Consider the following 25,653-nt stretch of genomic DNA (forward strand, 5'->3'; position numbering starts at 1 on the left):
CTACTTCAGTATAGCATGGATTTCCTCAACTGTTTATTGGGAAAATACACTGATTTTATCCCGAAAAATCGATCATAATCGAATATAGTTTTCCCAACCGAAAGGGCGATAACGACCCCCAAAAAAACTCAACTCGCCATTTTTTTCTCTTGTTGATTCCGTAATCGCTTAATATCAAGTCGAACAACAAGTGACAATGCTAAAGCTACAAGGAATGCCGCAGCAAAAACATACAATGTCAACGTGTAGCTGTTGGTAACCTCACGTATCCATGAAGCTACGATCGGGCCAACTAAGCCAGCCGCCGCCCATGCTGTTAAAATATATCCGTGGATCGCACCTAGTTGTTTTGTTCCGAACAGATCGCCAATATACGCTGGGATGGAAGAAAATCCGCCCCCGTAACAGGAAAGGATAATGAAAACGGCTGCTTGGAAAAGCAGAGCACTCGTTGTCACAGGTAACAATAGGAACAAGACGATTTGGATCGCAAAAAAGGCAGTATAAACATTGGCACGACCTATATAATCGGAGAACGATGCCCAGCCAATCCGACCGGCTCCATTAAAAAGACCCATGATCCCTACCATTGCTGCCGCGGCACCTGCACTTAGCCCAGCGATTTCTTGCGCCATTGGTGACGCAACCGATATGATCGCAATACCGCAAGTTACATTAATAAACAGCATGAACCACAAATACCAAAAACGGCTTGTTTTTACCGATTCATTCGCAGTAAGCTGAGATAAATCCGCTGTCTTGTTTTTTCTTTTCGCCATCTTTTCTTCGTATCCCTCTGGCATCCACCCTTCAGGTGGCGGTGCAAGATAGGCTGACGATACAAGCATAATAGCGAGATAGACGACACCTAGAATATAAAACGTAGCAGCTATACCGACTGAATTAATCAAACTATTCATGACCGGGCTTGCAATTAATGCAGCAAATCCAAATCCCATGATTGCCATGCCTGTTGCAAGACCACGTCGATCCGGAAACCATTTTACAAGCGAAGAAACCGGGGCAATGTAACCAATCCCAAGCCCGATTCCACCTAATACACCGTAAGTGAGGTACAATAAGATTAAAGATTCAATATTGATCGCAAAACCCGAACCAAGTAAACCGACACCAAAGAACAACGCTGCGAGCATTCCAGATTTTTTCGGACCATGCTTTTCAACGAAATGACCCATAAATGCAGCACTCAAACCTAAAAATAAAATCGCAATACTAAACGCCCAGGAAACATCACTGAGACTCCAACCAAATTCATTCATCAGTGGCTTTGTAAAAACACTCCAGGCATACACTGAACCGATCGACAAGTGAATTCCAACTCCAGATGCAGCAATGAGCCAACGATTTTTTACTTTCTTAGACACAAGCTTCTCCCCTTTTCAAATTTTGGGTCTGTCACTTTTCTAAGAAGACGGTCTGGGTGTCAAAAGATCAAGTCCTTTTTTGGAAATGTGTCAATAACTTTGACGATTTATAGAAAATATTACCATAGGCCAATATCAACAACAATTATTTTGTTTTAGAGTGAGGGATACTATGTCCAACAATATGACAACGAAACGAAAAATTTTAACGTATAGAAGCGGTGTGCTTACCGAAAAAGAGGATATCATCGTAACCGAGTTTCCCCTCACTATTATGCTAAATGGTATTGAGTTTGCTACAATGGTATGTACACCCACACATTTAAAGGAAATGGTCATCGGATTCTTAGGCTCTGAGGGAGTCATCCGAAATTACCAAAAAGATATAGATTCGATTTCAATTGATGAAAGTAAAGGGTTTGCCTATGTGGAAACAACCGCGAAGATAACCCCTTCTATTGAAAGTCAGACAAAACGCTTTATTGGATCCTGCTGCGGAAAAAGCCGGCAATCCTTTTATTTTCAAAACGATGTAAAAACGGCTAAAACCGCCACAACTAAACAAACGATCACATACGAACAGTGTATTCAGCTCATGAAAGCAATGCAATCTTCGAGTGATGTTTTTGAAGCGACAGGCGGTGTCCATAATGCAGCGCTTTGTACGGATGAGCAAATGGTCGTCACTAGGACAGACATCGGACGCCATAATGCACTTGATAAGCTTTACGGACACTGTTTGATTGAAAAAATATCAGTACGGGATAAAATTCTCGTTTTCAGTGGACGGATATCCTCTGAAATACTATTAAAAGCTTCAAAAATCGGCGTCGGTATCCTGCTTTCAAAATCTGCACCGACAGAGCTTGCCCTTCAAGCTGCTGAGGAACTGAATATAACGACTGCAGGATTTATACGTGGTGATAAAATGAACGTGTATACACACCCTGAACGGTTTACACTCAACAATTAATAATGACATTTAAAAGGTGGTGACGAACGATGAGTATCAATGATCGGCTTGGAAGACCTCTTCGGGATCTAAGAATCTCCGTAACCGATCGATGCAATTTCCGATGCCATTATTGCATGCCGGCGGATATTTTCGGACCGGATTATGAATTTTTGAAAAAGAATATGCTGTTGAGCTTTGAGGAGATTACACGTCTTGCAGCTATTTTTCGAAAAACCTCTGGAATAAGAAAGATCCGACTTACAGGTGGAGAACCGCTTATGCGAAAGGACCTCCCTACTCTAGTCAAGATGCTTTCTTCCATTGATGGGATCGAGGACATTGCAATGACGACGAATGGTTCCCTGTTGCCAAAATATGCCCGAGCGCTTAAAGACGCCGGACTTCATCGCGTCACCATCAGTTTAGACACGCTCGATGATGAACGCTTTAAAAAGATCAATGGACGAGATGTTTCCGTCAATACGGTCCTCAAAGGAATCGATGCCGCTGAAGAAGCAGGGCTAGGGATAAAGATCAACATGGTCGTTCAAAAAGGCGTTAACGATTCCGATATCGTTCCGATGGCAAAGTTTTTCCGTGAAAAGGGTCATGTCCTTCGTTTTATCGAGTATATGGATGTTGGGAACTCGAACGGATGGAAGCTGGATGATGTGTTTCCGAAAAAAGAAATCATTAGTCAAATTAACAAGGTAATGCCGATTGAACCTATCGATCCGAATTATAAGGGTGAAGTGGCAACCCGATACCGCTATAAAAGAACCAACGAGGAAATCGGAATCATCTCTTCTGTCACCGACGCCTTTTGCTCAACGTGTAATCGAGCCAGATTATCTGCAGAAGGTAAACTATATACGTGTTTGTTCGCATCGAAAGGCTATGATTTACGCGGGCCAATGCGGAATGAGGCAACTGATGAAGAAATGGCGCATTTGATTTCAAACATCTGGGGCAAACGACAGGACCGCTATTCTGAAGAACGGACCGAACATACGAAACGCTCATCTAAAATAGAGATGTCCCACATCGGCGGATAATAAAAAAAAATCGGCTACTCCCCTTTCGTTAAGGAGAGCCGATTTTTTTAATAACACGTTTATACTTGTACTTCAAACTGCTTGGAATACAGGTGTGCATATGCTCCATCACGTTTAATCAACTCATCGTGCATACCTTGTTCCACGATCCCGTTTTCGTTCAGGACTATAATTCGCTGGGCATTGCGGATCGTAGAAAGTCGATGGGCTATGACGATGGTCGTACGTCCTTGCGCTAACGATTCCAGAGCCTTCTTGACGATGCTTTCACTCTCATTATCAAGCGCACTTGTCGCCTCATCAAAAATGAGCACTGGTGGATTTTTCAAGAATACTCTAGCGATACTCAATCGCTGCTTCTGGCCTCCTGACAGTTTGGCACCCCGTTGCCCGATCTCGGAATGGTAGCCGTTTGGCAAGCTCTTGATAAAGTCATGGGCATTGGCATGTTTGGCCGCAGCCATCACTTCCTCATCGCTCGCAGCAGGATTTCCATAACGGATATTCTCCATCACCGTTCCCCCGAACAGGTAAACATCCTGCTGTACGATCCCAATATTCGTTCGTAAGGACTCCAGGTCGATTTCACGGACATCAACACCATCAATCAACACACGGCCCTCTCCTACATCATAAAAACGAGGAATGAGTGAGCATAACGTCGTTTTACCTGCACCAGACGGACCAACTAACGCAACGTATTCTCCAGGTTGTACACGAAACGATAGATTAACCAAGACATCGTCCAAATGGTCTTCATAACGGAAGGAGACCTGCTGGAACTCAATTTCACCACACACGTCTTGTAGAATCACAGCATTCGGTTTGTTTTCGATGGATGGCTTTAGACTCATAATTTCATAAAAGCGCTGGAAGCCAGTGACTCCTTCCTGGAACTGCGTACTCATAAAAGTAAGCCGTTGAATCGGTTCCACCATATAACCGATATACAGTAAAAACGTGATCAAATCTGCTAAATCCGACGTGTGACCGACGATACTGGCGCTTCCTAAAAGAATGACTGTGATCGTGATCAATTGAATGGTTGTTTCAACACCGTTGTAAAAATAAGCTTCTAACTTATACGCTTCCTTTCGACTATTGAGGAAACGTTCATTTTCCCGGTTGAATTTCGTGATCTCAACGTCCTCGTTGGCAAACGATTTTACAACCCGGGTGCCAGCTAGACTATCCTCTACCTGAGCGTTTACGTCCGCTATCCTTTCTTTATTCTTTCTAAAGGCTTTGTTCAATCTCTTATTAAAATATAAAGAAAAGAACCCTAAGAATGGTAAGAAGCAGAACACTGCAATCGTCAGTGGTGCGTTGATGAAGGACAGGATGACAAATGCTCCGATGAATCGGACGAAATATTTGACGTAGTCTTCTGGTCCATGATGATACAGCTCGGAAAGCAGCAAAAGATCGTTCGTAATCCTCGACATGAGCTGCCCTGTTTTTTCTTTATCAAAAAAGCTGAAGGAAAGCTTTTGCATGTGTTCAAATAGCTCGCTTCGCAAATCACTTTCCATACGAGCACCGACTTCATGACCTTTGTAGTCCACAAAATAGTTCCCGATGTTCTGGATTGCGACTAAAACAAGCATCAACCCGCCAATCCAATACACTTCATTTAGTGCAGTAGTCAAGTCACCTTCGAGAACGTCTTTCGTTATATACCGGACGAGCAACGGATACACCAGAGTTATGCTAGATGTGATAAAAGCGCACGCCAATACCGTAAAAAACAACCTTATATACGGCTTATAATATGAGAAAAATTTTTTTACTGGAAATTGCATGTTATACCCCTTATTTGTGTTAGTTATTTCAACACATATAAGGGGGTTCACCGTTTACTATTAAGTAAGTGTCCCACCCTTATATGTTTGTACGGTTAGATTTCTTAACAAGTTTTTCATGTAAATTGCCTCCTTGTTTATTGGTTCTTCCATTGTAAACCATTTCTTGAAGGAATGAATCATAATTTTCACTTAATAATTGATTTTTACCAATTTTAAAACGAGGCTGGCTTCAAATGAGCTCAACCTCGTCATTGATTTAAACGGCTTTTGCATTCAGCTTAACTTCAATATTTCCCCTTGTCGCTTTTGAATAAGGACAAAACTGATGTGCTGCTTCCACAAGATCTTCCGCTTCCTCCTGACTAACCCCATTCACTTCCGCATTTAAAACGACTCCGATTTTGAATCCGTTATCGTCTGGATCCTTCATGAAATTGACGTCTGCCGTTATGCTGGTCTCAATCTCTTTTTTCTTTTTCGAAGCGACAACATTTAGAGCGCCATCAAAGCATGCCGCATATCCTGCAGCAAATAACTCCTCAGGATTCGTCCCTTTTTTATCCGTATCATCAGACGGCATCGAAAGGTCATGGTCGATCAACCCGGACTCGGATTTGACATGACCTCTTCTGCCGCCTTTTGCTGTTGCATGTGCAGTAAACAATACATCACTCACTAACCATCACTCCTTTAAAATTTTTCCCTTCATAGTGATTGTACCTTGTCCACTACTTTTTCAAACGTGTTCCATTTTCCTTGGCCGTCGATCGTCAATTTGCTAAAGGATACTACCAAACTCCTAAATTCCCACAAAAATTTGTGTTTTTTTGATAAAGTTCGACACGCTTATTCCATCCGGAGCCTCTCTTTTTCATGTTATTTGATTCCCATTTCCTAACTAACCAATCATTTCTATTAAAATGGCGATTTACTTTATTGCATTATTTGACACAATTTTCAGACAATATACTTTACAATGTTTCGTAACCCGAAGGAAAGGAGCTGACCTTGACTTTTAATGATACAAATCTTTGGAGGTGCAATTTATAAATGGGTATGATGAAACGATTTACGACGATAATGTTTGTAATCCTATCAACATTATTAATCGCGACTCCTTTTTGGAATTCCAATGTAACAAGTGCAACCGAAAGTACAACCTTTAAATTTCAGGAAAAGGCAGCCCTTGTTTCGATTCATGTTCCAAACCAATTGGAACTGGACAAACTCGTCGCTTCGGGAATTGACCTGACAGAACACGTCCACCGGAATGAGGATGGTTCCCTTGAAGTAGATGCAATCGTAACACCTTCCGAATTACAAAAACTTCGAATCAAAGGCATTGAATTCGAGACTGTCTATACGAAAGCCGAAGCCGAGCAACGGATTGCTCAACGTCAGGAAAAAGTTGAAAACTTAACTCAAGTCACTGCTGAAGAGGACACCCTTAAGGTTTTACGATCCAATTTCTTTGAAAACTACTCTGGTACGTTCTTATATCTGGAAGTAAAGACGAGTGCCGGTGAATCTAAAGGTGTTACATTGACTGCATCATGGAATTCAAGCCAGGAGGAAGCTACTCTCCAAAGACTTGATGATATGGGAGAATACTTATATCACAAGTTGCTTATTCCTATCGACAAAGTACCGGACCAAATCCTTATTGAAAGCAGCCTTGGCGGTTCTGCAACTGCCAATGTCACAAAATGGATCGATGAGGAAAAGCCGGATCACAGAAATAAACACTATGTCCAGGATTTTATCGATCATTATATGGATCCGACAGAAGTGACCAACCGAATCGAACAGCTTGCAAAAGAATATCCCGAGTTAGCTGAAATCGTAGAGCTCCCGAATCAAACGAACGGATATCGACGGAAAGCACAAGCTGTACTCGGTGATGAGCCTAATTCGATGGTCGTTGTTACCTCTAGTGAATGGGGGCATGAAGGTGGGAATGACATAACCGTCAGCCTTACGAATCCAGCGGAAGATAACGCTGCTCTTTCTGTTGAAGTAGAGGAGCAAGCGATTACCGTTTCACTTGCTACCAATGACAACGGAGAAATCAGCAGTTCAGCTGCCGATGTTGTAGGAGTACTTAACGATGAGGCCAGCAACCTTGTAAGTGCGGCTACATTCAGAGAATATGCAGGAGATGGAGTCGTTTCTGCAACTTCTTCACAGCTTGATAATAATCTAAGTGCACCTGACTCTATATCACGGGATCCTTACACGGTAAAAGCAATTCGCATCGGGAAACATCGTGATGGATCCAAGGTTGGCGTCCTCGCCTATTCACAGGAACATGCACGGGAATGGGTGACTCCACTCGTATCGATTGAAACAGCCGAGCGTTTACTACGAAATTACGCGACCGACAGCAAAACACGTAAACTCGTAAACAATCTGGATATTTTTATCGTACCGACCGTAAATCCAGATGGCGCTCACTACAGTATGTATGACTACAACTGGCAACGGAAAAACATGACCAACCACTGTGTCGAGACTCCATACACCGATCCTTACGCCCGAAATTATTGGGGTGTTGACTTGAACCGAAATCATACAGTAGGCTCTGTATACGATGGCAATATTGGTGCTTCAACCAATTGCACAAGTGCCGTATTTGCAGGACCTGAAGAATTGTCTGAGCCTGAAGCACAAAACTTGATCTGGTTAGCAGAGCAAAATCCGAACATCCAGTTTGGAATGAATATTCATAGCTATGGTGGATACTTCATGTGGCCTCCAGGATCGTATGATGAAAACAGGGTACCACTCCCTCGACCAACAGCTGGTGAAGAGGCGTACTTCTGGCAAGCTTCCAATACGATTTTAGACGAAATAAAAAAATATCGAGGAACGGTAATCCTTCCAAGTCGTACTGGTCCGATCCCTGATGTCCTTTATTCTGCCGCAGGAAATTCAGCTGATGCCCTTTGGTACGACTATGGGATTTACGCGTGGGATTTCGAAGTTGGCGCGGATATTTGGAATGAGGAAGAGAACGATTGGGAACGAGTCGGATTCCAGCCTCCTTTTGAAGAAGGACATGCCGAAGCGATGGAATTTGCAAACGGTATGACAGGCTTGTTTGAAGTCGCTTATCAATTTGCAAAAGACAAAAAGCCACCGAGATCAAGCATTACACCTGAAAAGGGAAACTATGAGAATTCAGTTGAAATCTCTTTTAAATCCAGTGAGCCAGCAACCATTTTCTACACTTTGGATGGTTCAAAACCAACCTTCGAATCGAACAAGGTTCAAATAAACGGAACCCGCGAAGGCGCTGAAACGTTCGCATTTGAAGAAAATACTACTGTTAATTGGTTTGCAATGGATGCTGCCGGAAACGTTGAAAAGAACTACGATCCAAGCGGAAATGCAACTAACTATAACTCAGCTTCATTTAAAATTCAATAATAAAGGTGAGGATGACTGCAAATTGTCATCCTCTTTTCTTCTATTCAATTCGTTTGAAAAAATAACTGTTTCGTATAATAGCCTTTGCTCTCAATAGCTTTTAGGATTTTATCTTTTTTTTGTTGAGAGACCACTTCCGATATCGTGACGTTGATCTCAAGCTCTCGATCCTTGAAACCAACTAGTTCGACACCCACTCTTTTATATTCTGGTAAGTACGTTCTTATTATCGCTTCGATTTCTTTATTAGCTTTCCTATGCAATTTTTCATATTCATAACCGTCTTCAATTTGTGCATTTCTTAATTCCCCGATATGAAAACGCTGTTCAGGATTATTCTCAACATATGCAGTTCCGTGATACCTATTCCCGTGCATGAAATCGAATCGGATCTCATCTAAAACCATCTTTTCATCATATTGTTCAAGGTGATCCTCGAAAGCACTTTTTGTCGACCAATATTCCCAAGGAAGTCCGATTTTTAAATAGATGACAATTAAAACCACTAGCATCACAAAACCTATCAGTACCTTTTTCATAAAGCCCCCTTAGACTCTTAGACAAAGTTATTTAACCTGTATTTTAAAAGGTTCTACCAAGCGACTTGGATAATCTTTTAATTCTAAAACAATTTTCGTTTTACGATCTGGATTATTGATTGAAAATTTATGAACAACCTTATTTTCTTCTGGTTTTTGCCAAGTTTTTAAGGTCCTACCATGCTGAACCGATGAATCTAAGTTAATTGGCTGTTGATTAAAAATTTCATAAATGTGATATTCATCCTGCGGTTCAACTTTTACAGCAAACTCAAGCTCTACTCGGTCTCCAACCACCTGCAAATCCTTCAGTTGGATTCTTCCGTCGCTCGGCGCTTTTGTGAGCTTTTTATTTGTGAGATCCACCACTATCGTTTGTTCGTCTTCATCGATTGCCCGGATGGAGCTGCCCTTCAAATACAATTCTTTCGGCGTACGGAAGTGTGGGCTTTCGTAATAAAGGATAAATTTATCATCCGAACCAGTTGAGACGAGTCCGTCAGGTGGACTCCACACCTCACCGCTGTCATCGACAATTTTTAAATCGTCAAATGTGAACAGCTGCATCTCATTTTGAGGATCAAACTTTACGTAAATAGCAGTTAACGTCGGATCGATGACTGCTTTTTCAAAATGCATCGTTTGTCCATCGATTTTCACCTCTTTATCAATGGCAATTTCTTCTCTAGTATTCTTGTACCATTCATCATTAATTGCAAACTTAACTTTCCATGCTGCATCAAGTATACTACCTTGATCTGGAATTTTGTTTTGTATTGTCCTAGCTTTAAATTGTGTTGAAACGGTAAGTTCATCAGGTACATCTATCTGATCAGAAAAAGTTGCAACGATTTTACCGTTCATTTGTTTATTTTTTTGGAGATCTACACTTTCCTTCGGTGCACCATAACTGATACTCGCCATGAGCGGCTCTCCATCGCCAAATAACTCCAAATCCTTTAAAAACAGAAAATTATGCTCTCTTTCAGTCTTGATCGAGTAAAAAAGGATCATTCTCGCCTGATCGACAATAATGTGGTCAATGGAAAACGTGATTTCCGAATGGATGTCACTCGAGTTTATTTGATGGATAAAGTCGTTTTCCACCGCATCTTCCAGCCCTTTATCGCCTTCAATCAACTCGACGATTGCCGACAGGCCAGGAATATCGCGTACAGCATTTGCAAAAGCAGGAGAAACCTTTATACAAGTGACAAGCAAGAGTGCCAATCCAAGAGTCGCAATCATACTTGTGTATCCTTGCCTTTTCCTTTTTTTATACTGCTTACCTTTGTGAATTCCATTTTGTATGTATTGATCGATTGCTTTAGGGGCCGTTATGTTATGCTCTTTCATCGACGACACCTTCCTTTTCCATTCGTTTACGCAATTCCTTCAATGCTTTGTATAACCATGTCTTTACGGTTCCCTCAGGCTTATTCAACGTAAATGAAATTTCTTTTAATGTTAGACCTTGAAAGTACTTCAGTAAAATGACTTTTTGAAGGTTTTTCTTCAGCTGAAAAATATGGCTCTCCAAGAACAAGGTTTCATCTACATCCATACCTATAGCTTCATCACTTTGCTCAATGATCCAATCAGAGTATACAAGCCTTTTCCGTTTCCGAATTTCATTTAAGCAATAGTTTGATGTGATTTGGATTAGCCACGATTTCACTTTTGCTGGCTCTTTTACCTTATGAATCGATTTATATGCTCGAAAAGTGGTTTCCTGAATCGCCTCGAGCGAATCATGTTCATTGCGAAAATAACGGTAAGCAACTCGATATAGGTCATTCTTATATAATTGGATGATTAGAAAAAATGCCTGTTCATCCCCTTTTTGTGCCTTTCTCACGATATCCTCGTCCATTCCTACTCCCCCTGACGATCTCTCTCTATATAACTATGACACAGCTGATGCTGAAAAAGTTTTAAGAAATAAAAAAAGATTGCATATACGGAGCATGCAACCTTTTAACAAATACCCCATCCTCAAGGAATGGGAAGGGCATAGCCCAATGAGTAGGGTGGGGATGAATCGCCTTCGGACAAGGGATGGATCTTGCCATCTCAATTATCCGACTAATTATTCAGCTATTTTTCTTGGAATCGCTACTTTTTTTTACCTCTAAAATGAAACCCTATGATATAATAGGAACAAACGTTTGGTTCAGAGGGGGGTGGAAACCATGTTGGTTCATAGAGCCACGGATTAACGTTGCCAGAATGCACGAGAAAATTACAAATGCACGAAACGATTACTTGCATAAAATCTCTACCCGTATCGTCAAAAACCACGACCTTATCGGGATGGAAGATTTGCAGGTATCTAATATGCTTAAGAACCACAACCTCGCCAAAGCCATAAGTGAAGTGAGTGGGTCAACATTCCGTTGCATGCTTGAATATAAAGCAAAGTGGTACGGCAAACAGATCGTGGTGGTATCCAAGACGTTTCCATCCAGCCAACTTTGTTCACATTGTGGCTACCGTCATAAAGACGTTAAGAATCTTGCATTACGTGAGTGGGACTGCCTAGAATGCACGACGCATCATGATCGAGATCTTAACGCAAGTATGAATCTTCGTAAGGAAGCCTTACGATTAACCGCAGGAACTGCGGGGATCGCCTAATCCATAACCGGCGGGTGCGCTGGTGTTCTTAGGAATCCCCTACTTCAAGCGACTCGTAAGAGTGCTAAGTGGCGGGTAGTTCAAGAATCATTACTACTTTGCAGCAATGGCTCATACATCATCCGTGCGTGATTTTCTGTGATCAGCTCGTCGTCAACGCATTGGCCTTGCTGGTTACTCGTCTTTCGATAAATTTTATTTGAACGAATATAACCACCCCAAATCGCGGGGGAAACTCGATGATCCTGTTCATAGATTTCATAGTTATAAAGTCTCGGAGCCGCAGACCGCCATTCTCCTACTAAATCCTTCTCATTCAATTTTAAAATAAGCTGGTACGGTTGATCAGTAGGATTGTAAATTCTTAAATCCAAATAATTATATGCACACGTGGCCCCGCTTCCAAAAGGCTGCTTACGATTCGAATCGGGAAAAACATCATAGCTATGGCGGTGGCGTTCAGTGACTATTAATGGTGTATGAAGCGTCATCCAGTAGATCAGGTTAGATAACTGACAAAGCCCTCCTCCTACCCCTGGTTTAAAGCTACCGAACGTCAAAATCATCCCCGGTAAATATCCTTTTCGCTTTGTCGGTTTCCCGATTTGTCTCCAGTAGGAAAACGTTTCTCCAGAATTAACAACTAATCCATTAAGATTTTCGATTGCTAGTTTAAGATTCGTAGCCTTATTATGCTGATACCACATGTCTACATCCTTCAGTTTACGAAAAATTGGCGAATGATGCCCGGCAATTTTGTAGTCAAGTGGTTCGGATTCTATCGTTCTCGCAAACATCTGATAATTTTTCAACCATTCCAAGTATCGTTTTGATCGGTAAAAGGTTCGCCCTAACGCTAATCGCAGGTCTGAACGCATCTTTTGCTTTTCCGTAATCATCAATTATCCCCAACTTTTCTCTTTAAACAACTAGTGAAACATTTATAGTTAGCTCTTAAATGGTTCTACGTTGTTGAATATATGTCCTGCTGAAAAATTAGCCCATATGCTAAAATGTGTGACTTCAACGTTATGTTATAGAGTAAGGAGTATTTAATTAACGATTCTTGATTCTTGAATATCGATCCATTTTTGTATAATAACCCTTACTATTATGCCAGTGAAAATATAGAAAACAAATGAATAGATATAGTCCCAATTCACATATTCAACAATCCCCATCCGAACTGAAATAGGTTCACCTATAAATGCAAAAATAATGGCAAGAGCAAAAAGAGAAATGTTAAATGTTTTCCATGTGTTAGTACATTGATATACCAACATGTAAGCTACCGGCAAGATTGAAAAATCAAATGGATATGCTAATAGACCTAGAGGAATAAACTTAATAGGATAAATCCACAAACCCAACTCACTCCCTAAGTCATCAATAAAGGTTGTAATAATGATAACCAATAGACCAAAACTCCAAATATGAAGGACTCTATTCCTATCTAGATATCTAATGAAGATTAACCATGGTAAGATTAAACCGAAAACAAGAAACCACCAGCTCCAAGTAAATACTGATACAGAGAACCAATTTTCAATTGCTAAAGTAGCGTATTTTTTTTGTAAGGTGATTAATTCCTTTTGAAATCCATCCATTCATTTCATCTCCAATATTTACTATTGTTCCTATTTTTTTGTTTCTAATTCGAGATAAGATGTAACGGATGCTTTAGTTTACCAAGTATTGAGACTCATATAAAAAAAGTATGTGATTCGATTGAACCACACGCTTCTTTAGTATATATTACCTGATGGTTCCTCAGTTACTCTTTACCGGTATCCAGATTTCTGAATATAAATCAGGACTTGATGGATCTTCATCGGAATACACCTCTAATTCCGGTGTATTAGCGAGTTCATAGCCGCTGGATGGAAACCATTCTGAGAAAATCTGTTTCCAGGCATTTTGCATGGCATCCGGCATTGGACCGTGAACTTCAAAAATTGCCCATTTCGATGCAGGGATATCAAGCTTCATAAATCCATCAGGTGTGTCGCCATCGTATTCGGTCGCTACCCAGTAATCCATCAGCTTAGACCCGTCACTACTTTTATCGACACATACACCGAGAACCCCTTTAATCTGCCCATTGTTCAACTTGAACAATCGTTGATCGGTTCTACTTAGGTTAAGCTCATCCCACATTTTCGGAATGCCGTCCAGATTTTCCTCATTCGCATATGAAAATTCCTGTTTGATTCCTACGACCTGAAAACTTTCCCGTTCGACAATTCTGTATTGCATTGGTTCAGCTCCCTTTAGACTCACCTTAATGACTAGGCGGTTATAAGATTTCAGCTTTCCCGTGTACTTTCGCGCTTCGCTTGGTGATATACCATGTTGTCTACGGAATGCTTTGGAGAAAGCCTCGGGAGTGTCATAGCCATATTTGCAGGAAAGATCAATTACCTTGGAGTTCGAATTACATAAATCTTGTGCAGCTAATGTTAAACGTCGGCGTCTCAAGTATTCACCAACAGAAACGTCAGTCAATATCGTAAAAGTACGTTGAAAATGAAAGGCCGATGCATTTGCTCGTTTAGAGATATCTTCAATTTTGATATCATCCAATAAATGCTCTTCCATATAATCGATCGCCTTCTGTAATGACTCCACCCACGCCATATTGCTCACTCCCTTATCAAGATACTACCAATGCTCTTTCATTTCATCCTGTCATTTTCTGCTTACTTATGGCAGTGTATTGGTTCTAACTATTGTTTAATTTGACTCTTCAGTAAAACCCCTTCGTTTACTTCCACAAAAAAACTTTACTTCCTCTTGAATCTACGTGGCGTTTTTTAATAACCAACCTGCTTGTTCAGTAACTTACATTTAAAAAGGTACCCAGGAGTGTTCACTCTTGGATACCTTCCAGCTAGTTTATTTTGTAAAGGTTTCCATCAACCTCGCTAACGTTTCTTTTCTTACGAATGGTGCGATTTCAGCGAGTATATCTGGAGTAATTTCGTTGACCTCGATTTCATTTAGTATAGGTTCAAGTTGATCACCTAAAAAAGGAGCGATTTCAATGAGAGATCTAAATGATACCTTTTCTAACGAAGCTTTATTTACAAGCGTTGCAAGAGTGTCCTTTTTAATAAACGGGGCGATGTCTTTCAGCTCATCCCATGTAACTCTATCAATTGCAGCTTGTTGAATAAAACGATCTGCATGGTCATCTAGAAACGGTGCAACCCTTATGTTTTGTTCTAGTGTCAATGGTTCGGCTATTGCCTTTTCAATTAAATCTACTAGTGCCTCACTTGTAGCAAAAGGAGCTAAAGCATTGATATCATCAAACTCCAAAGTAGTAAGATCAGTTTGAAGTACTAATTGGTCAAGATTATCACCTAAAAAAGGGGCAATACTAATGATTTCTTCTAAATTCATCGTGTTCTCGTCTGGATTCACAAAGTTTTTTAACGTTTCACGATCCACAAATGGAGCGATTGAGATCACTTGTTCTTTGGACATATGTTCGTTATCAACTTTCTCAATGAGTTCACTTAAAGATGTTTGCTCTAAAAATGGCGCCAATTCGACGAGGTGTTCTAAAGTCAGTGTTTGATCTGTCAAATGTCCAGTGATCTTATCGATGGTACTCGCCTTCAATAAAGGAGCGATGGAAACGAATCCATCCACTTTGGTTTCGCCATTGTTGATCAAGTCTGCAGCTTTACCGAGACGATTTGCTGACAATTCGCGGACAAACGAATCGGTATTTTTAAAGCCCTGATCAGTTTGCCCTCCGCTAAGTAGACCGTCTACCGATTTCCTGAACAGCTTTCCAAGTTCAATCAAGGTTTCAATATCAGGAAGAGATTCACCCCTTTCCCACTTTGAAACAGCCTGATGACTCACGTTAACGTTATCGGCAAGCTCAACTTGGGTCATATCCTTCTCTTTTCTTAAACTCGAAATATACGATCCGATTAATTTTGTATTAAGCATGTGCACCCTTCCTTTGTTCTAAAAGTTTGAACAGTGCGCCCTGTTAGACTAAATCATATCACAGCATCGTATAAATCGTTATCAACAGTTAGTTGAATTATCCTTTCAACTAGGAGTAGAATCGATATAATTATACACGTCTTCATTTGGAAAATGGACTATTGCCTATACACAAAATACCTATCCGCATATGTTAGCCATAACGACATAACGGGAGGGAATAGGTATGGATCCACGTTTGGTCAGACTTCTTCAATTGACCAGTTTGTATGGTACTTTAGCAAAGTTTTATGAACACAGAGATCCAGAAAGACACATTCATTTTTATAAACAACATTTTATGTATGAAAGTCAACTGGTTCAACTTTATTGGTCATTACAAGGTAGCATGGAATCTCATGAAAGAGAACACTATCCAGGTGGATGATCAATATAATTAAAAGTCACGGGAGCCAATAAATGGCTCCTTTTTTTATAAGTACTCATGCCATATTAAATACGGAAGCAAGGCAGTCACGCCCTCCGGAAAGTCATCGGCTGGATACCGTGGGTTCCTGTTTTTGCTCCCATTTCTGCGAAGGCTTCGAGATCATCTCGATGTACCATCGCAAATCGGTTCCCTGGGAGCCAACCCATCGGGAAAAACGTTCGTGCATCTGGTCCGTAAAAGCAACCGACATCATAAATCGGGCTTGGTATTCCTCCCCATGCATAAGGGCCAACATAGGTAAAAAGAAGTTCACCTGGTTGCGGAAAGCACGTCTGATTTTCCGGGGCAACCTCATGGAGAGCCGTTTGTTCACAAAGTTCTCTTGGAAACTGGACCGATACTTCTTTCCCCGTATACATGGCGTGTTTTCCAGATGTATGTAATGGTACCTCAAGGACCTTCCAAAACGCTTCACACGTCTTAGGTGCCTTTTCCTCTAATAATTCCGCACGAATTTGTACTCCCTCATTCGGAAATTCAATGATAAATGTACGCAAATTCAATTCCCCCTTTATACGACACTCGGTTCTTTGATTAACTGACCTTTTTCAAAACGGCGAAAATGTAAGGACGACACATCAATCGTGGAGTGGATATCCAAGATGATTTCCGCCATCGCTCGTCCGATTGCTGGTGACATCATGAAGCCATGTCCACTCATTCCAATCGCTTGGTAGTAACCTGTTAAGCTGGTTACGCTTCCCAATATCGCTTGGTGATCTGGAGTAGAATCATACCGTCCATCGACATGGCTACGAAACTCTAACTCTGCTAATTTAGGAAACAGCTCGATCCCTACCTCCGCTGCTCGTACTTGAAAATCAAAAGAATCGTAGGGTGGCTTTAAATCGGTACCAAGATAGCTTAGATAGATGGTTCCATCGGTCAATTGTTTCGCGGCAAATCCTTTTTCAAACGAAACGAGCAGTGGTTCAAGTACCCGTTCCTCAACCCGGTTCGTATATAATATTCTTCTTGTTTCCTCCTCGATTGGTAGGTTGACCCCAGCCATTTCAGCTAAATGTTTCGAGCCCAGCCCAGCAGCATTGACGAGGACTCCACAGTCGATCTTGCCTCTCTTTTTACATTGAACGCCGGTAATTCGATCTCCTGCTTTTTCAACACCGATAACCTCATCGTTTATAAAACGAACACCACTCCGCTTAGCAGCATCGGCAAAACTGTTCGTCACATGATAAGCATCATCAACGAACCCATCTGACGGACAAAAGGAAGCACCAACGACTGAATTAATATTCAAATGAGGGATGATGGCTTTCGCCTCAGATGGTGTTAGAACTTCAGTTGGAATTCCGTACTCGTGTTGAATCTGGAGCTGGGAATGATAGTTTTCTAGAGTCTGCTCACTGTGAAACGTATACAAGTAGCCGACTTCACGATAATGGATCGGATGCTCAGGCTCAAGCTCCTCATTTATCCGTTGAAAAAAATCTACCGATGCTTTTGACATTTCGCAATTGATTTCAGTGCCCCATTGCTGTCGTACCCCACCAGGGCAAATACCCGTTACACCAGATGCAATACCGCCTTTGTCAATGACAAGAACATCACGTTGCCCATTTTTGGCAAGGAAAAAAGCAATTGAACAGCCAATGATCCCCCCACCAACAATAATCACTTCTGCTTTCATACGTTTCACTCCATCCCTGCTGAAATCATGTTGACTCAATCTTTCTTAGCTGCTGTAAAATTGGTTCCGCCGATTCATATTCGTTCGGATAAATATCGTCTAACGTTTGTTTGAGCCACCTAAAGCGGCCGGTCGTCAATCCGTCCGCAACGGGATCCTCCTGTGAATAATTGACCGCAATCCGTTCGGGTTTTATAATTCGAATCGTTTCTTGAAGCACCTCTTCTGCATTCCCCTGGTAGGTTTTCACCTCATGAAACAGGTCGCTTTCAACGATGTCTTGTGCATCAATCGTGCTGCTGATTGCGATTCGCTCATTATTTTTCGTAATGAGAAAAACACCGAGTCCGACGGTTTCGACCCCTGTCACGATCGGCAGACACGGATCGCTCCCCTCACTCGTTACGATCATCCATACGTCTATTCCTTGTTTTAAAAGTAGTTGGGAGGCATCTTGGAGTCTTTCTTTTTGAATTGAGTAATCCACTTAGTTCACCCCTCTGTATGGAATCGTGACCAGTTCGAGCTGACGTTCACTGAGAATGACAGGACCGTCATCGGTGACAAGAACATTTTCCTCAACTAGGATACATGGGAGCCCGTCATCTTGAATGACGGTCGGTTCAATCGCATAAATTTCACCGACACGAATCGTCCCTTCCACCTGAGGTCGTGAAGGATTTTTCCGAGGACCAAGAATCGTTCCTCCATCGTGAGTAGCTCGTCCGACCTGATGCCCGACTGAATGACGGATCGTCGGATAACCGTGGGATTCAATACAGCTACGCCCTGCTGCATCCACCTCGTAACCTTTTAAACCTGGAACGAGTACTTCAATCGATTGTGTTATGGCTTGAACGGCGGCTTGGAACGCATGCTGCACATCATCAGGCGGATGTACTTCGTCTTGTTTTAAAAAGTAACACGTACGAGCGATGTCCGATACATACCCATTGCAACGAAGACTGAAATCAATAATCACGATGTCCCCCGGCTCGACGATGTGGTCCCCGGGCTTACGGTGTGCTAATCCACAACGGACAATGCATACGAGCGGTGGATCGAACGGGTCCCCAAGACCATTCGAAACCCCTCTCTTTTTCATTCCATCTACAAAAAGAGCGCCGATCTCCTTTTCGCTCATGCCGATTTTCATTTGTGAAAACGCCTCGTTAAACACATCAGTCGTATTCTTGACTGCCTTGTGAACTGCTTCAATTTCGGAAGGTGATTTGATACTGCGCAGCTCTTTTAGAATCGGTTCACTGGACACCTCAATAATCGCGAGTTTTTCACTTCCTACGACGCTTTCTAGCCATTTGTACATTCCAAGCGTCAATCCATCACAAAGATGATCGTGGAGCGAAATGTTCAGTGCAAGTTTTTCTGGATTGATTAAGTTAAAGACGTCGTTGAACACTGTATCCATAGTGTCCTCATACCGATGTACAACTGAAAACAATTGGGTGGCACAATAAGAGTCGAAGTCGGTTTCAGAAGCAATGGCCTCGTGCCGTCCATTGCGATTAATGAAAATAGCCGAGGTTTGTTCTGAATCGACGCCAGATACAAAGGGTAGACATGGGTCCGAACCTTGTCGGCTTAACACCAGCCACGTATCAATGTTCTTTTCGTTTAAAAGCTCGACAGCTTTGCTTAGTTTTTCTTTTACAATCTGAGGATTGCCTCTATCCATACGTTCTTTCACTCCCAGCCCATGAGAATCCAAATCTTTTAAATTAGTATATCGGAAAACGGAATAAGCTGACTGTAAAGGCGTTAACACATGCGTAAAATTGGATGGTCATCCTTTAGTCCGCCGAAGTTTTATAAATGAGCGCCGGACTTTAGAATGTGAGCGCTGAACTTTTTACTCTAACCGCTGAACTTTCCCATCTAAACGCCGAACCGGTACAAAAAACATAAAAAAAAAGTAAAACGAGGTTTGATTCCAACCTCGTTTTTTTCTTTAAGTTTGTAAAAGCTCAATGCCCTCACCGCTTGGACCTGTTATGAACACTGTTTTCCAGCCATTCTCAAGGTTATAGGGTCCTTCGTGGATAATAAGATGATCTCTCCAGTTTGATAGAACCTCATCTACATCTTTTACTTCCAATGCGAAATGAATCGAGGTCGCTTGGTCGATTAATGAGTCAGCCTGAACGAGTTCCAGCCTGAATTCCTCCAATTGAAGAAATACGATCGTCTCCCCCATCAGCTCTAGTTTCGATTCCACTTTAAAACCAAACTGCTTATAAAAGGATATCGAGCGCTCCAAGCTGTTCGTTTCAATGCCCAAGTGATGGAGTTTCATCGGCACTTCCTCCCAAAACGAGGTTCATATCTCCGAATTCGTGCCAAAGATACTGGCGGTGAACAGCTTCTTGATAAGCATTTTTTAAAATATGTGGTGAAACAAATGCCGACAGCATATCAAGGTGGCTCGCTTCCGGCTCATGAAAGCCTGTAATCAGTCCATCGACTACGTTCAACTGAAAATCACTATGCACGTGAAGATTCGTCCAGCCCTTTTGCGGCACAGGATTTCCTGAACCATCGACGGCAGATTCAAGCGCACGTACAACCGTTGTCCCGACCGCAATCACACGACCGCCTCCCGCTATCGTTTTCCGAATCAAATCAGCCGTTACTCCAGGAACCTCATATTCCTCCAAGCTGTCAGCAGGACCGACCTTCCATTGATCATTCAGAAAATAGCTGAGCCCAGTGTGAAGCGTAATTGGCGCAATCTGAATGCCCTTCTTTTTTAGCCGAGAAAGCAGTTCCCAACTGAACGCCCTGCCAGCGGAAGTCATTTCAACGGAACCTGGAACCGTCCCATACACCGTCTGATAGTATTCGAGCGGCCAATTGTCATGAATATATTCATAGCGGATCGGCTCACCAAGCTTGTATAGCTCATCATACAAAGCAATCCCTCTTTTTGAAAAAGAGACGGTCACGAGCGGAGATTTGGTGCTGCACGAACAAACCCGCGCTCGAAGGCTTCCGGAAAAAATCAACTCATCCCCTTGCTTCACTGTTTGGCCAACAACCAACACTTTCCAAACGGAGTTACTTTTTCGCTGTGCCAGTCGGATTTCAGCCTCAGGGGCCATCAAGCGGCTGGCGCGCCTTATCTCCACCGAAAAAGAGGATGGCAGAGTCCGACTCGTATTGAGCACAAGCAAATCACCTTCGTTCAAATAATTTTCCAATTTGTAAAATTGATCATGTTGATTGTTTCCAGAATTTCGATCCAAGACCATCAGACGAACATGGTCCCTTCTTATTCCTCTTCTTTCCGCTGGTTTAGCTGCATTCAACTCACTGGGCAGTTCAAATTTCATCGGATCTTTAGCAGCAAGTGCCATCTCAATCCCTGCTTCCTACTGTGAAGTTTTGTGCTTCCAATCTTTTTCCATTGGTGCCGGTCGACTCATCGGATGCAAGATAAAGGAAAACATCGGTAAGGTCTTCCGGATTCGCCAGTTCATAATCACAATCTGGAACGGCTCGGTCGTGCATTTCCGTATCCATTTCCCCTGGATCGACCATATTGATGCGAACACCGCTATCTGAGAGTTCATCTGCCCAAATTTCGGTCAATCCTTCAAGCGCAAACTTCGAAACACCATACGCACCCCAACCTGCATACCCTACATTTCCTGCCTCTGACGTCACATTGATGATTGAACCGACACCGCGCTGCAGCATTCCCGGCAGCACCCGCTTCGTGACAGAGAACGGACCGAACGCATTCACTTTTAAAACCTCTGAAAAATCATCTGCTGGATAATCGGCTAGCCAAGGCATCGGACTCGGACCAAGCATCGATGCGTTGTTTATCAGGACATCAATCTGGCCAAAGCTTGATTCAGCGAGGGAAATAAATCGCTCAATATCTCGAGGATCTGAGGCATCGGCCGTAACCGCAAGAACATCTGCCCCCAGTGCTTCTAATTCATGTGCCGTTTCCTGTAACTTGACTTCCCCTCGAGCACAAATGGCGAGGGAGACACCTTTTTTCGCAAACGCCTTTGCCACTGCTTTTCCAAGACCCATTGACGCACCCGTTATCATCACAACTTGCTTTCTATTCATTTGAAATCACTCCTTCTGATTGGTTGATTTTTCTATTGTGATTTCAGTGTAAAACAGAACCAATTCGGTATCGTCGGGACGTGGATTGAACTTTCCATACAAAAAAAGCCCTACAAGATGCGTACGACCTCATTCAGACTTTAGTTGTAGATGAAATTTCGTTGGCATAGAGCGATTTTTAACAAAGTCGCTTCAAATTAGTAGCTTTTTGACCAATCGAGACTTTTTTCTAGTTGAAGGCATTCATTTTAGTCACGAAAGCCAATATTTCGTCCACGCATAGTAAAAAAGGACTTTGTTTTAGTAAAAGGAAAACGACCACAGTAGTGTAATCGCTTATTTAAAATTCTTCATCCGGGTGAAGCTGATACCGCTTCAGGTCGATTTTGTTCTCAGCAATAAACTCAATGCCTTCGCTCTGCAGGGAAAGCTTTTGAACGTTGAATGGCTCATCGTGTTGAAAACCGATCTCTCCTTTTGAGTTGATCACTCGATGCCATGGAAGCTTATGCTTTTTACTGGATGAATGCAGGATCCGAACGACCTGCCTTGCCCCTCTCGGACTGCCAGCAAGCCTCGCAATCTGCCCGTACGTCATCACTTTACCCTCAGGAATTCCTTTTATAATTTTTATGACATTTTTCGTAAATGGAGTCATCGTCCACTCCTTGTTTTTCAGTATGTTTAGTCAAGTATAAGCCACAGCATTGTTTGAAACCACCTTTTCAACAAGGAGAAAAGTGAAGAGAACGAGAATGTATGTAAAACAGAGGAGTGTTCGAGAATGATAAGAGAATTTCGATTGGAAGATAAAGATCATCTTCAGGATTTGATCAATAGCATCGATACTGGTTATGAAGTGGACAACGTTGAAGAGATTCATAACAATGCAAAAACAATTTATGTTTATGCCGCCAATCAACTAAGGGGATTTGCCTATGCAACTTTTTATGACAATGAAGCCAATGAAAAAGTGGCAGAACTCAAGCTGTACGTTGAGCCAGAATCCAGAAGACATGGGATTGGCACTGCTCTCCACAATGAGTTGATGGGCTATATAAAGTCAGAGAAACTTGATGTTCTCAATGCCTATGTTCGAGTGGATATCCAAGATCCAGCCCCTTTTTGTGAAAAACTCGGCTTTCACAAATGGTGGGGTTCGCCTGAACTTATCTACATAGGTAATTCTTTACCTGAGGTTGATCTCGATTTTGTTCAATACGAAGATCAATACTACGAACAATATGGAAAGATCAAACAAGAGTGCTATCATGAAATCCAAAAATCAAATGACATCAAGCCTTACCTCGTCCCGCTAACTGAAGAGGATCGAACACAAAATGCGAAAAACAAGGAAAATATCTTTCTAGCATTAGACAACGACAACATCATAGCATCCGTAACCGTTGGAAAGGAAACAATTGATAATCTAATGGTCGCTCCCTCTTATCAAGGAAAAGGCTACGGCAAAAAAGCGCTTCAATATGGTATGAATAAAATATTGAGCAGGGGGAATGACGTCATTCGGATTTGCTACATGGAAGGGAACGAATCGGCTGAAAACCTCTACTATTCTCTCGGCTTCAAGCCTCTTCAAAACACCCATGTGTACAGAAGATTTGTTAGATAACATTAAGAAAACTCGGCCATTGCCGAGCCTTTAAGCGAAAGCAGAGTCGTAGTTGACCTTAGAATGTATTTATACTTTCTTAACGTGCGAAAAAGGATAGATCACGAACTCGATCTATCCCCCCCCTTTCCCAACTTACGAGGTTGTTTTCATAAGTTCTCTTACTTGATCCCGTAACGCTCGCTTCAAGAATTTCCCGACGGACGTTTTCGGAATTTGATCCATGAACAAGAGATCATCTGGCAGCCACCATTTCGCGAATTGCGGTTTTAAAAAGTCCAATAATTCTTCCTTCGTTACACTATCCTTTGCCTCATCCTTCAACACAACGCAAGCAATCGGCCGCTCCTGCCACTCGTCATGCGGGATGGCAACGACAGAAGCTTCAAAAACTCCGTCATGTGTCATTAAAGCATTTTCGAGATCGACCGATGAAATCCACTCGCCACCGCTTTTGATCAAATCCTTCGTCCGGTCGACGATTTTAATACAGCCTTCCTCATCAACCGTTACCACATCACCGGTATGCAGCCAACCATCGCGGAACGCTTCATCTGTTCGTTCATCCTCAAAATATTCATCTGCAATCCAATTCCCACGCAGCAACAACTCACCCATTTCTTTGCCGTCCCATTTCACCTCACCGTTCGGACCGACTACCTTCATATCAACACCCGGAACGACATAGCCTTGTTTACTGCGGACATCCAAGCGATCCTCATCTTCCAGATCGGTCTGGTAACTCTTCAACCTGGACAGTGTCACAAGCGGACTCGTCTCCGTCATTCCATAGGCGTGAATGAATGGGATCCTGTGCTTTATCTCGAACGCTTTGATCATACCTTTTGGAGCAGCGGAACCTCCACATAGAACCGCTCGTAAACTACTCGTATCGTATTTTCCAGTTTCGAGCTCTTTTAAAAGTGCGATCCAAATCGTTGGAACTCCTGCTGTTATCGTTACCTTCTCCTTTTCGATCAATTCCGCTAAAACGGCTGGTGTCATCATAGGACCAGGCAGTACCTGCTTCGTTCCAAACCATAACGCCGCAAATGGGATTCCCCATGCATTTACATGAAACATCGGCACGACAGGCATCGCAACGTCTGACTCAGAAATAGCACCACCATCCACAAGCCCTAACGCCATACAGTGGAGAACAATCGCCCGGTGCGTATAGGTGACGCCCTTCGGATTCCCTGTTGTCGCAGACGTGTAACACATCCCAGCAGGCGCATTTTCATCAATATTCGTTAAAAGTTCAAAACGATCATCCGCTTCCTTAAGCAGCTGTTCATAATGGTATACATTCTTAAGCGACGTTTCAGGAAGTTCATCCTCATCGGTCATAATGATGAATGCTTCAACCGTTGTCAGCTCGTCCTTCACGTTTTCAATCAATGGTAAAAGCTCTGCATCAATCAATAATGCCCTGTCTTTTGCATGGTTGATAATGTACGAGATGTGGTCAGGAGATAAGCGAATGTTGATCGTGTGTAATACACCACCCATTCCAGGGATACCGAAATAAGCCTCCAAATGTCGATGGTGATTCCATGCAAACGTACCAATCCGATCTCCTTGCTTCATTCCAAGCTTCGTCAGTGCATTCCCCAACCTACGAATACGCTTACAAGACTCGCCGTATGTCAACCTTGTAATACCAGTTGCTGTCCTTGATACAATCTCTTTTTTCGCAAAATACTTTTCCGCGTGCTCGACCATTGCCGACAATGTGAGTGGAATGTTCATCATCATAGTGAATTCCTCCTTTTAATGTGAGTTCAAAAAATAGACGAATCAGAAACAAGAAGCTCCAGGTACAATTGTTTTGAGGACCGAAGCGACGAACGGTACTTGCACGAAGATTACGAGTGTACCGAGGAAGCTTACCTCGGAGCATTGACTTTGTAAACGCAGGTACATGGCCCTTGGATATGTTTTGAACAACATCTTGAAAATTTTCAGAAGGGCTGTTCACAATCTCAACCATGACCTTACCGCCTT

General features: G+C 42.3%; 24 protein-coding genes and 1 pseudogene. 6 read left to right on the forward strand and 19 right to left on the reverse strand.

From position 1 onward, the window contains the following. Positions 1–128: 128 nt before the first annotated feature. On the reverse strand, positions 129–1,385 hold the full coding sequence (locus MOJ78_RS16105) for an L-lactate MFS transporter (RefSeq protein WP_304978349.1): 1,257 nt from the start codon (positions 1,383–1,385) through the stop codon (positions 129–131). Between the two features lie 172 nt (positions 1,386–1,557). Here MOJ78_RS16105 and fdhD point away from each other — a divergent pair, with 172 nt between their 5' ends. Beyond that, complete coding sequence (gene fdhD, locus MOJ78_RS16110) at positions 1,558–2,358, forward strand: formate dehydrogenase accessory sulfurtransferase FdhD (protein WP_304978350.1); 801 nt, start codon at positions 1,558–1,560, stop codon at positions 2,356–2,358. Positions 2,359–2,387: 29 nt separating this feature from the next. Next, complete coding sequence (gene moaA, locus MOJ78_RS16115; RefSeq protein WP_304978351.1) at positions 2,388–3,395, forward strand: GTP 3',8-cyclase MoaA; 1,008 nt, start codon at positions 2,388–2,390, stop codon at positions 3,393–3,395. A 59-nt stretch (positions 3,396–3,454) separates the two neighbouring features. Here moaA and MOJ78_RS16120 read toward each other — a convergent pair whose 3' ends face one another. Beyond that, complete coding sequence (locus tag MOJ78_RS16120) at positions 3,455–5,197, reverse strand: ABC transporter ATP-binding protein (RefSeq protein WP_304978352.1); 1,743 nt, start codon at positions 5,195–5,197, stop codon at positions 3,455–3,457. 259 nt (positions 5,198–5,456) lie between these two features. Then, on the reverse strand, positions 5,457–5,876 hold the full coding sequence (locus MOJ78_RS16125) for an organic hydroperoxide resistance protein (RefSeq protein WP_304978353.1): 420 nt from the start codon (positions 5,874–5,876) through the stop codon (positions 5,457–5,459). A 374-nt stretch (positions 5,877–6,250) separates the two neighbouring features. Here MOJ78_RS16125 and MOJ78_RS16130 point away from each other — a divergent pair, with 374 nt between their 5' ends. Continuing rightward, a complete protein-coding gene (locus MOJ78_RS16130; protein ID WP_304978354.1) occupies positions 6,251–8,629 on the forward strand; it encodes a M14 family metallopeptidase in 2,379 nt (792 codons plus the stop codon). Positions 8,630–8,673: 44 nt separating this feature from the next. Here the strand turns inward: MOJ78_RS16130 and MOJ78_RS16135 are convergent, their stop codons facing one another. From MOJ78_RS16135 to MOJ78_RS16145, 3 genes are read right to left on the reverse strand one after another with little or no spacing between them, the layout of a single operon-like run. Beyond that, complete coding sequence (locus MOJ78_RS16135) at positions 8,674–9,168, reverse strand: hypothetical protein (RefSeq protein ID WP_304978355.1); 495 nt, start codon at positions 9,166–9,168, stop codon at positions 8,674–8,676. Positions 9,169–9,195: 27 nt separating this feature from the next. Next, positions 9,196–10,524 (reverse strand): DUF4179 domain-containing protein, encoded by a 1,329-nt coding sequence (locus MOJ78_RS16140; RefSeq protein WP_304978356.1) that lies wholly within the window; start codon positions 10,522–10,524, stop codon positions 9,196–9,198. After that, positions 10,511–11,041 carry a sigma-70 family RNA polymerase sigma factor gene (locus MOJ78_RS16145; protein ID WP_304978357.1) on the reverse strand — a complete coding sequence of 177 codons (531 nt, stop codon included), beginning with the start codon at positions 11,039–11,041 and terminating at the stop codon, positions 10,511–10,513. Before MOJ78_RS16145 ends, MOJ78_RS16140 begins: the two co-directional genes overlap by 14 nt. Before the next feature lie 338 nt (positions 11,042–11,379). Between MOJ78_RS16145 and MOJ78_RS16150 the strand changes: the two are divergent. Then, positions 11,380–11,805: pseudogene (locus tag MOJ78_RS16150) on the forward strand (RNA-guided endonuclease TnpB family protein); the annotation flags it as partial. An 80-nt stretch (positions 11,806–11,885) separates the two neighbouring features. Here MOJ78_RS16150 and MOJ78_RS16155 read toward each other — a convergent pair. From MOJ78_RS16155 to MOJ78_RS16170, 4 genes are all read right to left on the reverse strand, one after another. Next, a complete protein-coding gene (locus MOJ78_RS16155) occupies positions 11,886–12,704 on the reverse strand; it encodes a VanW family protein (RefSeq protein ID WP_304978358.1) in 819 nt (272 codons plus the stop codon). A gap of 153 nt (positions 12,705–12,857) precedes the next feature. Then, the gene (locus MOJ78_RS16160) at positions 12,858–13,412 is read right to left on the reverse strand and encodes a CBO0543 family protein (protein ID WP_304978359.1); all 555 of its coding nucleotides are present in this window, start codon (positions 13,410–13,412) and stop codon (positions 12,858–12,860) included. 163 nt (positions 13,413–13,575) lie between these two features. Continuing rightward, entirely contained in the window at positions 13,576–14,442 is an 867-nt protein-coding gene (locus tag MOJ78_RS16165) for an AraC family transcriptional regulator (RefSeq protein WP_304978360.1), read from the reverse strand. Between the two features lie 258 nt (positions 14,443–14,700). Next, a complete protein-coding gene (locus MOJ78_RS16170; RefSeq protein ID WP_304978361.1) occupies positions 14,701–15,771 on the reverse strand; it encodes a helix-turn-helix transcriptional regulator in 1,071 nt (356 codons plus the stop codon). A 226-nt stretch (positions 15,772–15,997) separates the two neighbouring features. Between MOJ78_RS16170 and MOJ78_RS16175 the strand changes: the two genes are divergently transcribed. Next, positions 15,998–16,198 carry a hypothetical protein gene (locus MOJ78_RS16175; RefSeq protein WP_304978362.1) on the forward strand — a complete coding sequence of 67 codons (201 nt, stop codon included), beginning with the start codon at positions 15,998–16,000 and terminating at the stop codon, positions 16,196–16,198. 86 nt (positions 16,199–16,284) lie between these two features. On the opposite strand, the gene MOJ78_RS16180 is transcribed toward MOJ78_RS16175, so the two are convergent. The 8 genes from MOJ78_RS16180 to MOJ78_RS16215 all read right to left on the reverse strand — a co-directional run bounded on the left by MOJ78_RS16180 (position 16,285) and on the right by MOJ78_RS16215 (position 22,674). Next, the gene (locus tag MOJ78_RS16180) at positions 16,285–16,758 is read right to left on the reverse strand and encodes a DUF3830 family protein (protein ID WP_304978363.1); all 474 of its coding nucleotides are present in this window, start codon (positions 16,756–16,758) and stop codon (positions 16,285–16,287) included. A gap of 14 nt (positions 16,759–16,772) precedes the next feature. After that, complete coding sequence (locus MOJ78_RS16185) at positions 16,773–17,912, reverse strand: NAD(P)/FAD-dependent oxidoreductase (protein ID WP_304978364.1); 1,140 nt, start codon at positions 17,910–17,912, stop codon at positions 16,773–16,775. 25 nt (positions 17,913–17,937) lie between these two features. After that, a complete protein-coding gene (locus MOJ78_RS16190; protein WP_304978365.1) occupies positions 17,938–18,399 on the reverse strand; it encodes a hypothetical protein in 462 nt (153 codons plus the stop codon). Then, entirely contained in the window at positions 18,400–19,608 is a 1,209-nt protein-coding gene (locus MOJ78_RS16195; RefSeq protein WP_304978366.1) for a M24 family metallopeptidase, read from the reverse strand. 273 nt (positions 19,609–19,881) lie between these two features. Next, complete coding sequence (locus tag MOJ78_RS16200) at positions 19,882–20,226, reverse strand: VOC family protein (RefSeq protein ID WP_304978367.1); 345 nt, start codon at positions 20,224–20,226, stop codon at positions 19,882–19,884. Beyond that, positions 20,201–21,286 (reverse strand): S-adenosylmethionine:tRNA ribosyltransferase-isomerase, encoded by a 1,086-nt coding sequence (locus MOJ78_RS16205; protein ID WP_304978368.1) that lies wholly within the window; start codon positions 21,284–21,286, stop codon positions 20,201–20,203. Before MOJ78_RS16205 ends, MOJ78_RS16200 begins: the two co-directional genes overlap by 26 nt. Position 21,287: 1 nt before the next feature. Beyond that, on the reverse strand, positions 21,288–22,016 hold the full coding sequence (locus tag MOJ78_RS16210) for an SDR family NAD(P)-dependent oxidoreductase (protein WP_304978369.1): 729 nt from the start codon (positions 22,014–22,016) through the stop codon (positions 21,288–21,290). A 340-nt stretch (positions 22,017–22,356) separates the two neighbouring features. Then, positions 22,357–22,674 carry an MGMT family protein gene (locus tag MOJ78_RS16215; protein WP_304978370.1) on the reverse strand — a complete coding sequence of 106 codons (318 nt, stop codon included), beginning with the start codon at positions 22,672–22,674 and terminating at the stop codon, positions 22,357–22,359. 126 nt (positions 22,675–22,800) lie between these two features. Between MOJ78_RS16215 and MOJ78_RS16220 the strand changes: the two genes are divergently transcribed. Then, on the forward strand, positions 22,801–23,646 hold the full coding sequence (locus MOJ78_RS16220; protein ID WP_304978371.1) for a GNAT family N-acetyltransferase: 846 nt from the start codon (positions 22,801–22,803) through the stop codon (positions 23,644–23,646). 135 nt (positions 23,647–23,781) lie between these two features. On the opposite strand, the gene MOJ78_RS16225 is transcribed toward MOJ78_RS16220, so the two are convergent. Then, complete coding sequence (locus MOJ78_RS16225; protein ID WP_304978372.1) at positions 23,782–25,404, reverse strand: long-chain fatty acid--CoA ligase; 1,623 nt, start codon at positions 25,402–25,404, stop codon at positions 23,782–23,784. Positions 25,405–25,653: the final 249 nt, after the last annotated feature.

The sequence above is a fragment of the Alkalihalobacillus sp. AL-G genome, assembly GCF_030643805.1.
In the GTDB taxonomy this organism is placed as follows: domain Bacteria; phylum Bacillota; class Bacilli; order Bacillales; family Fictibacillaceae; genus Pseudalkalibacillus.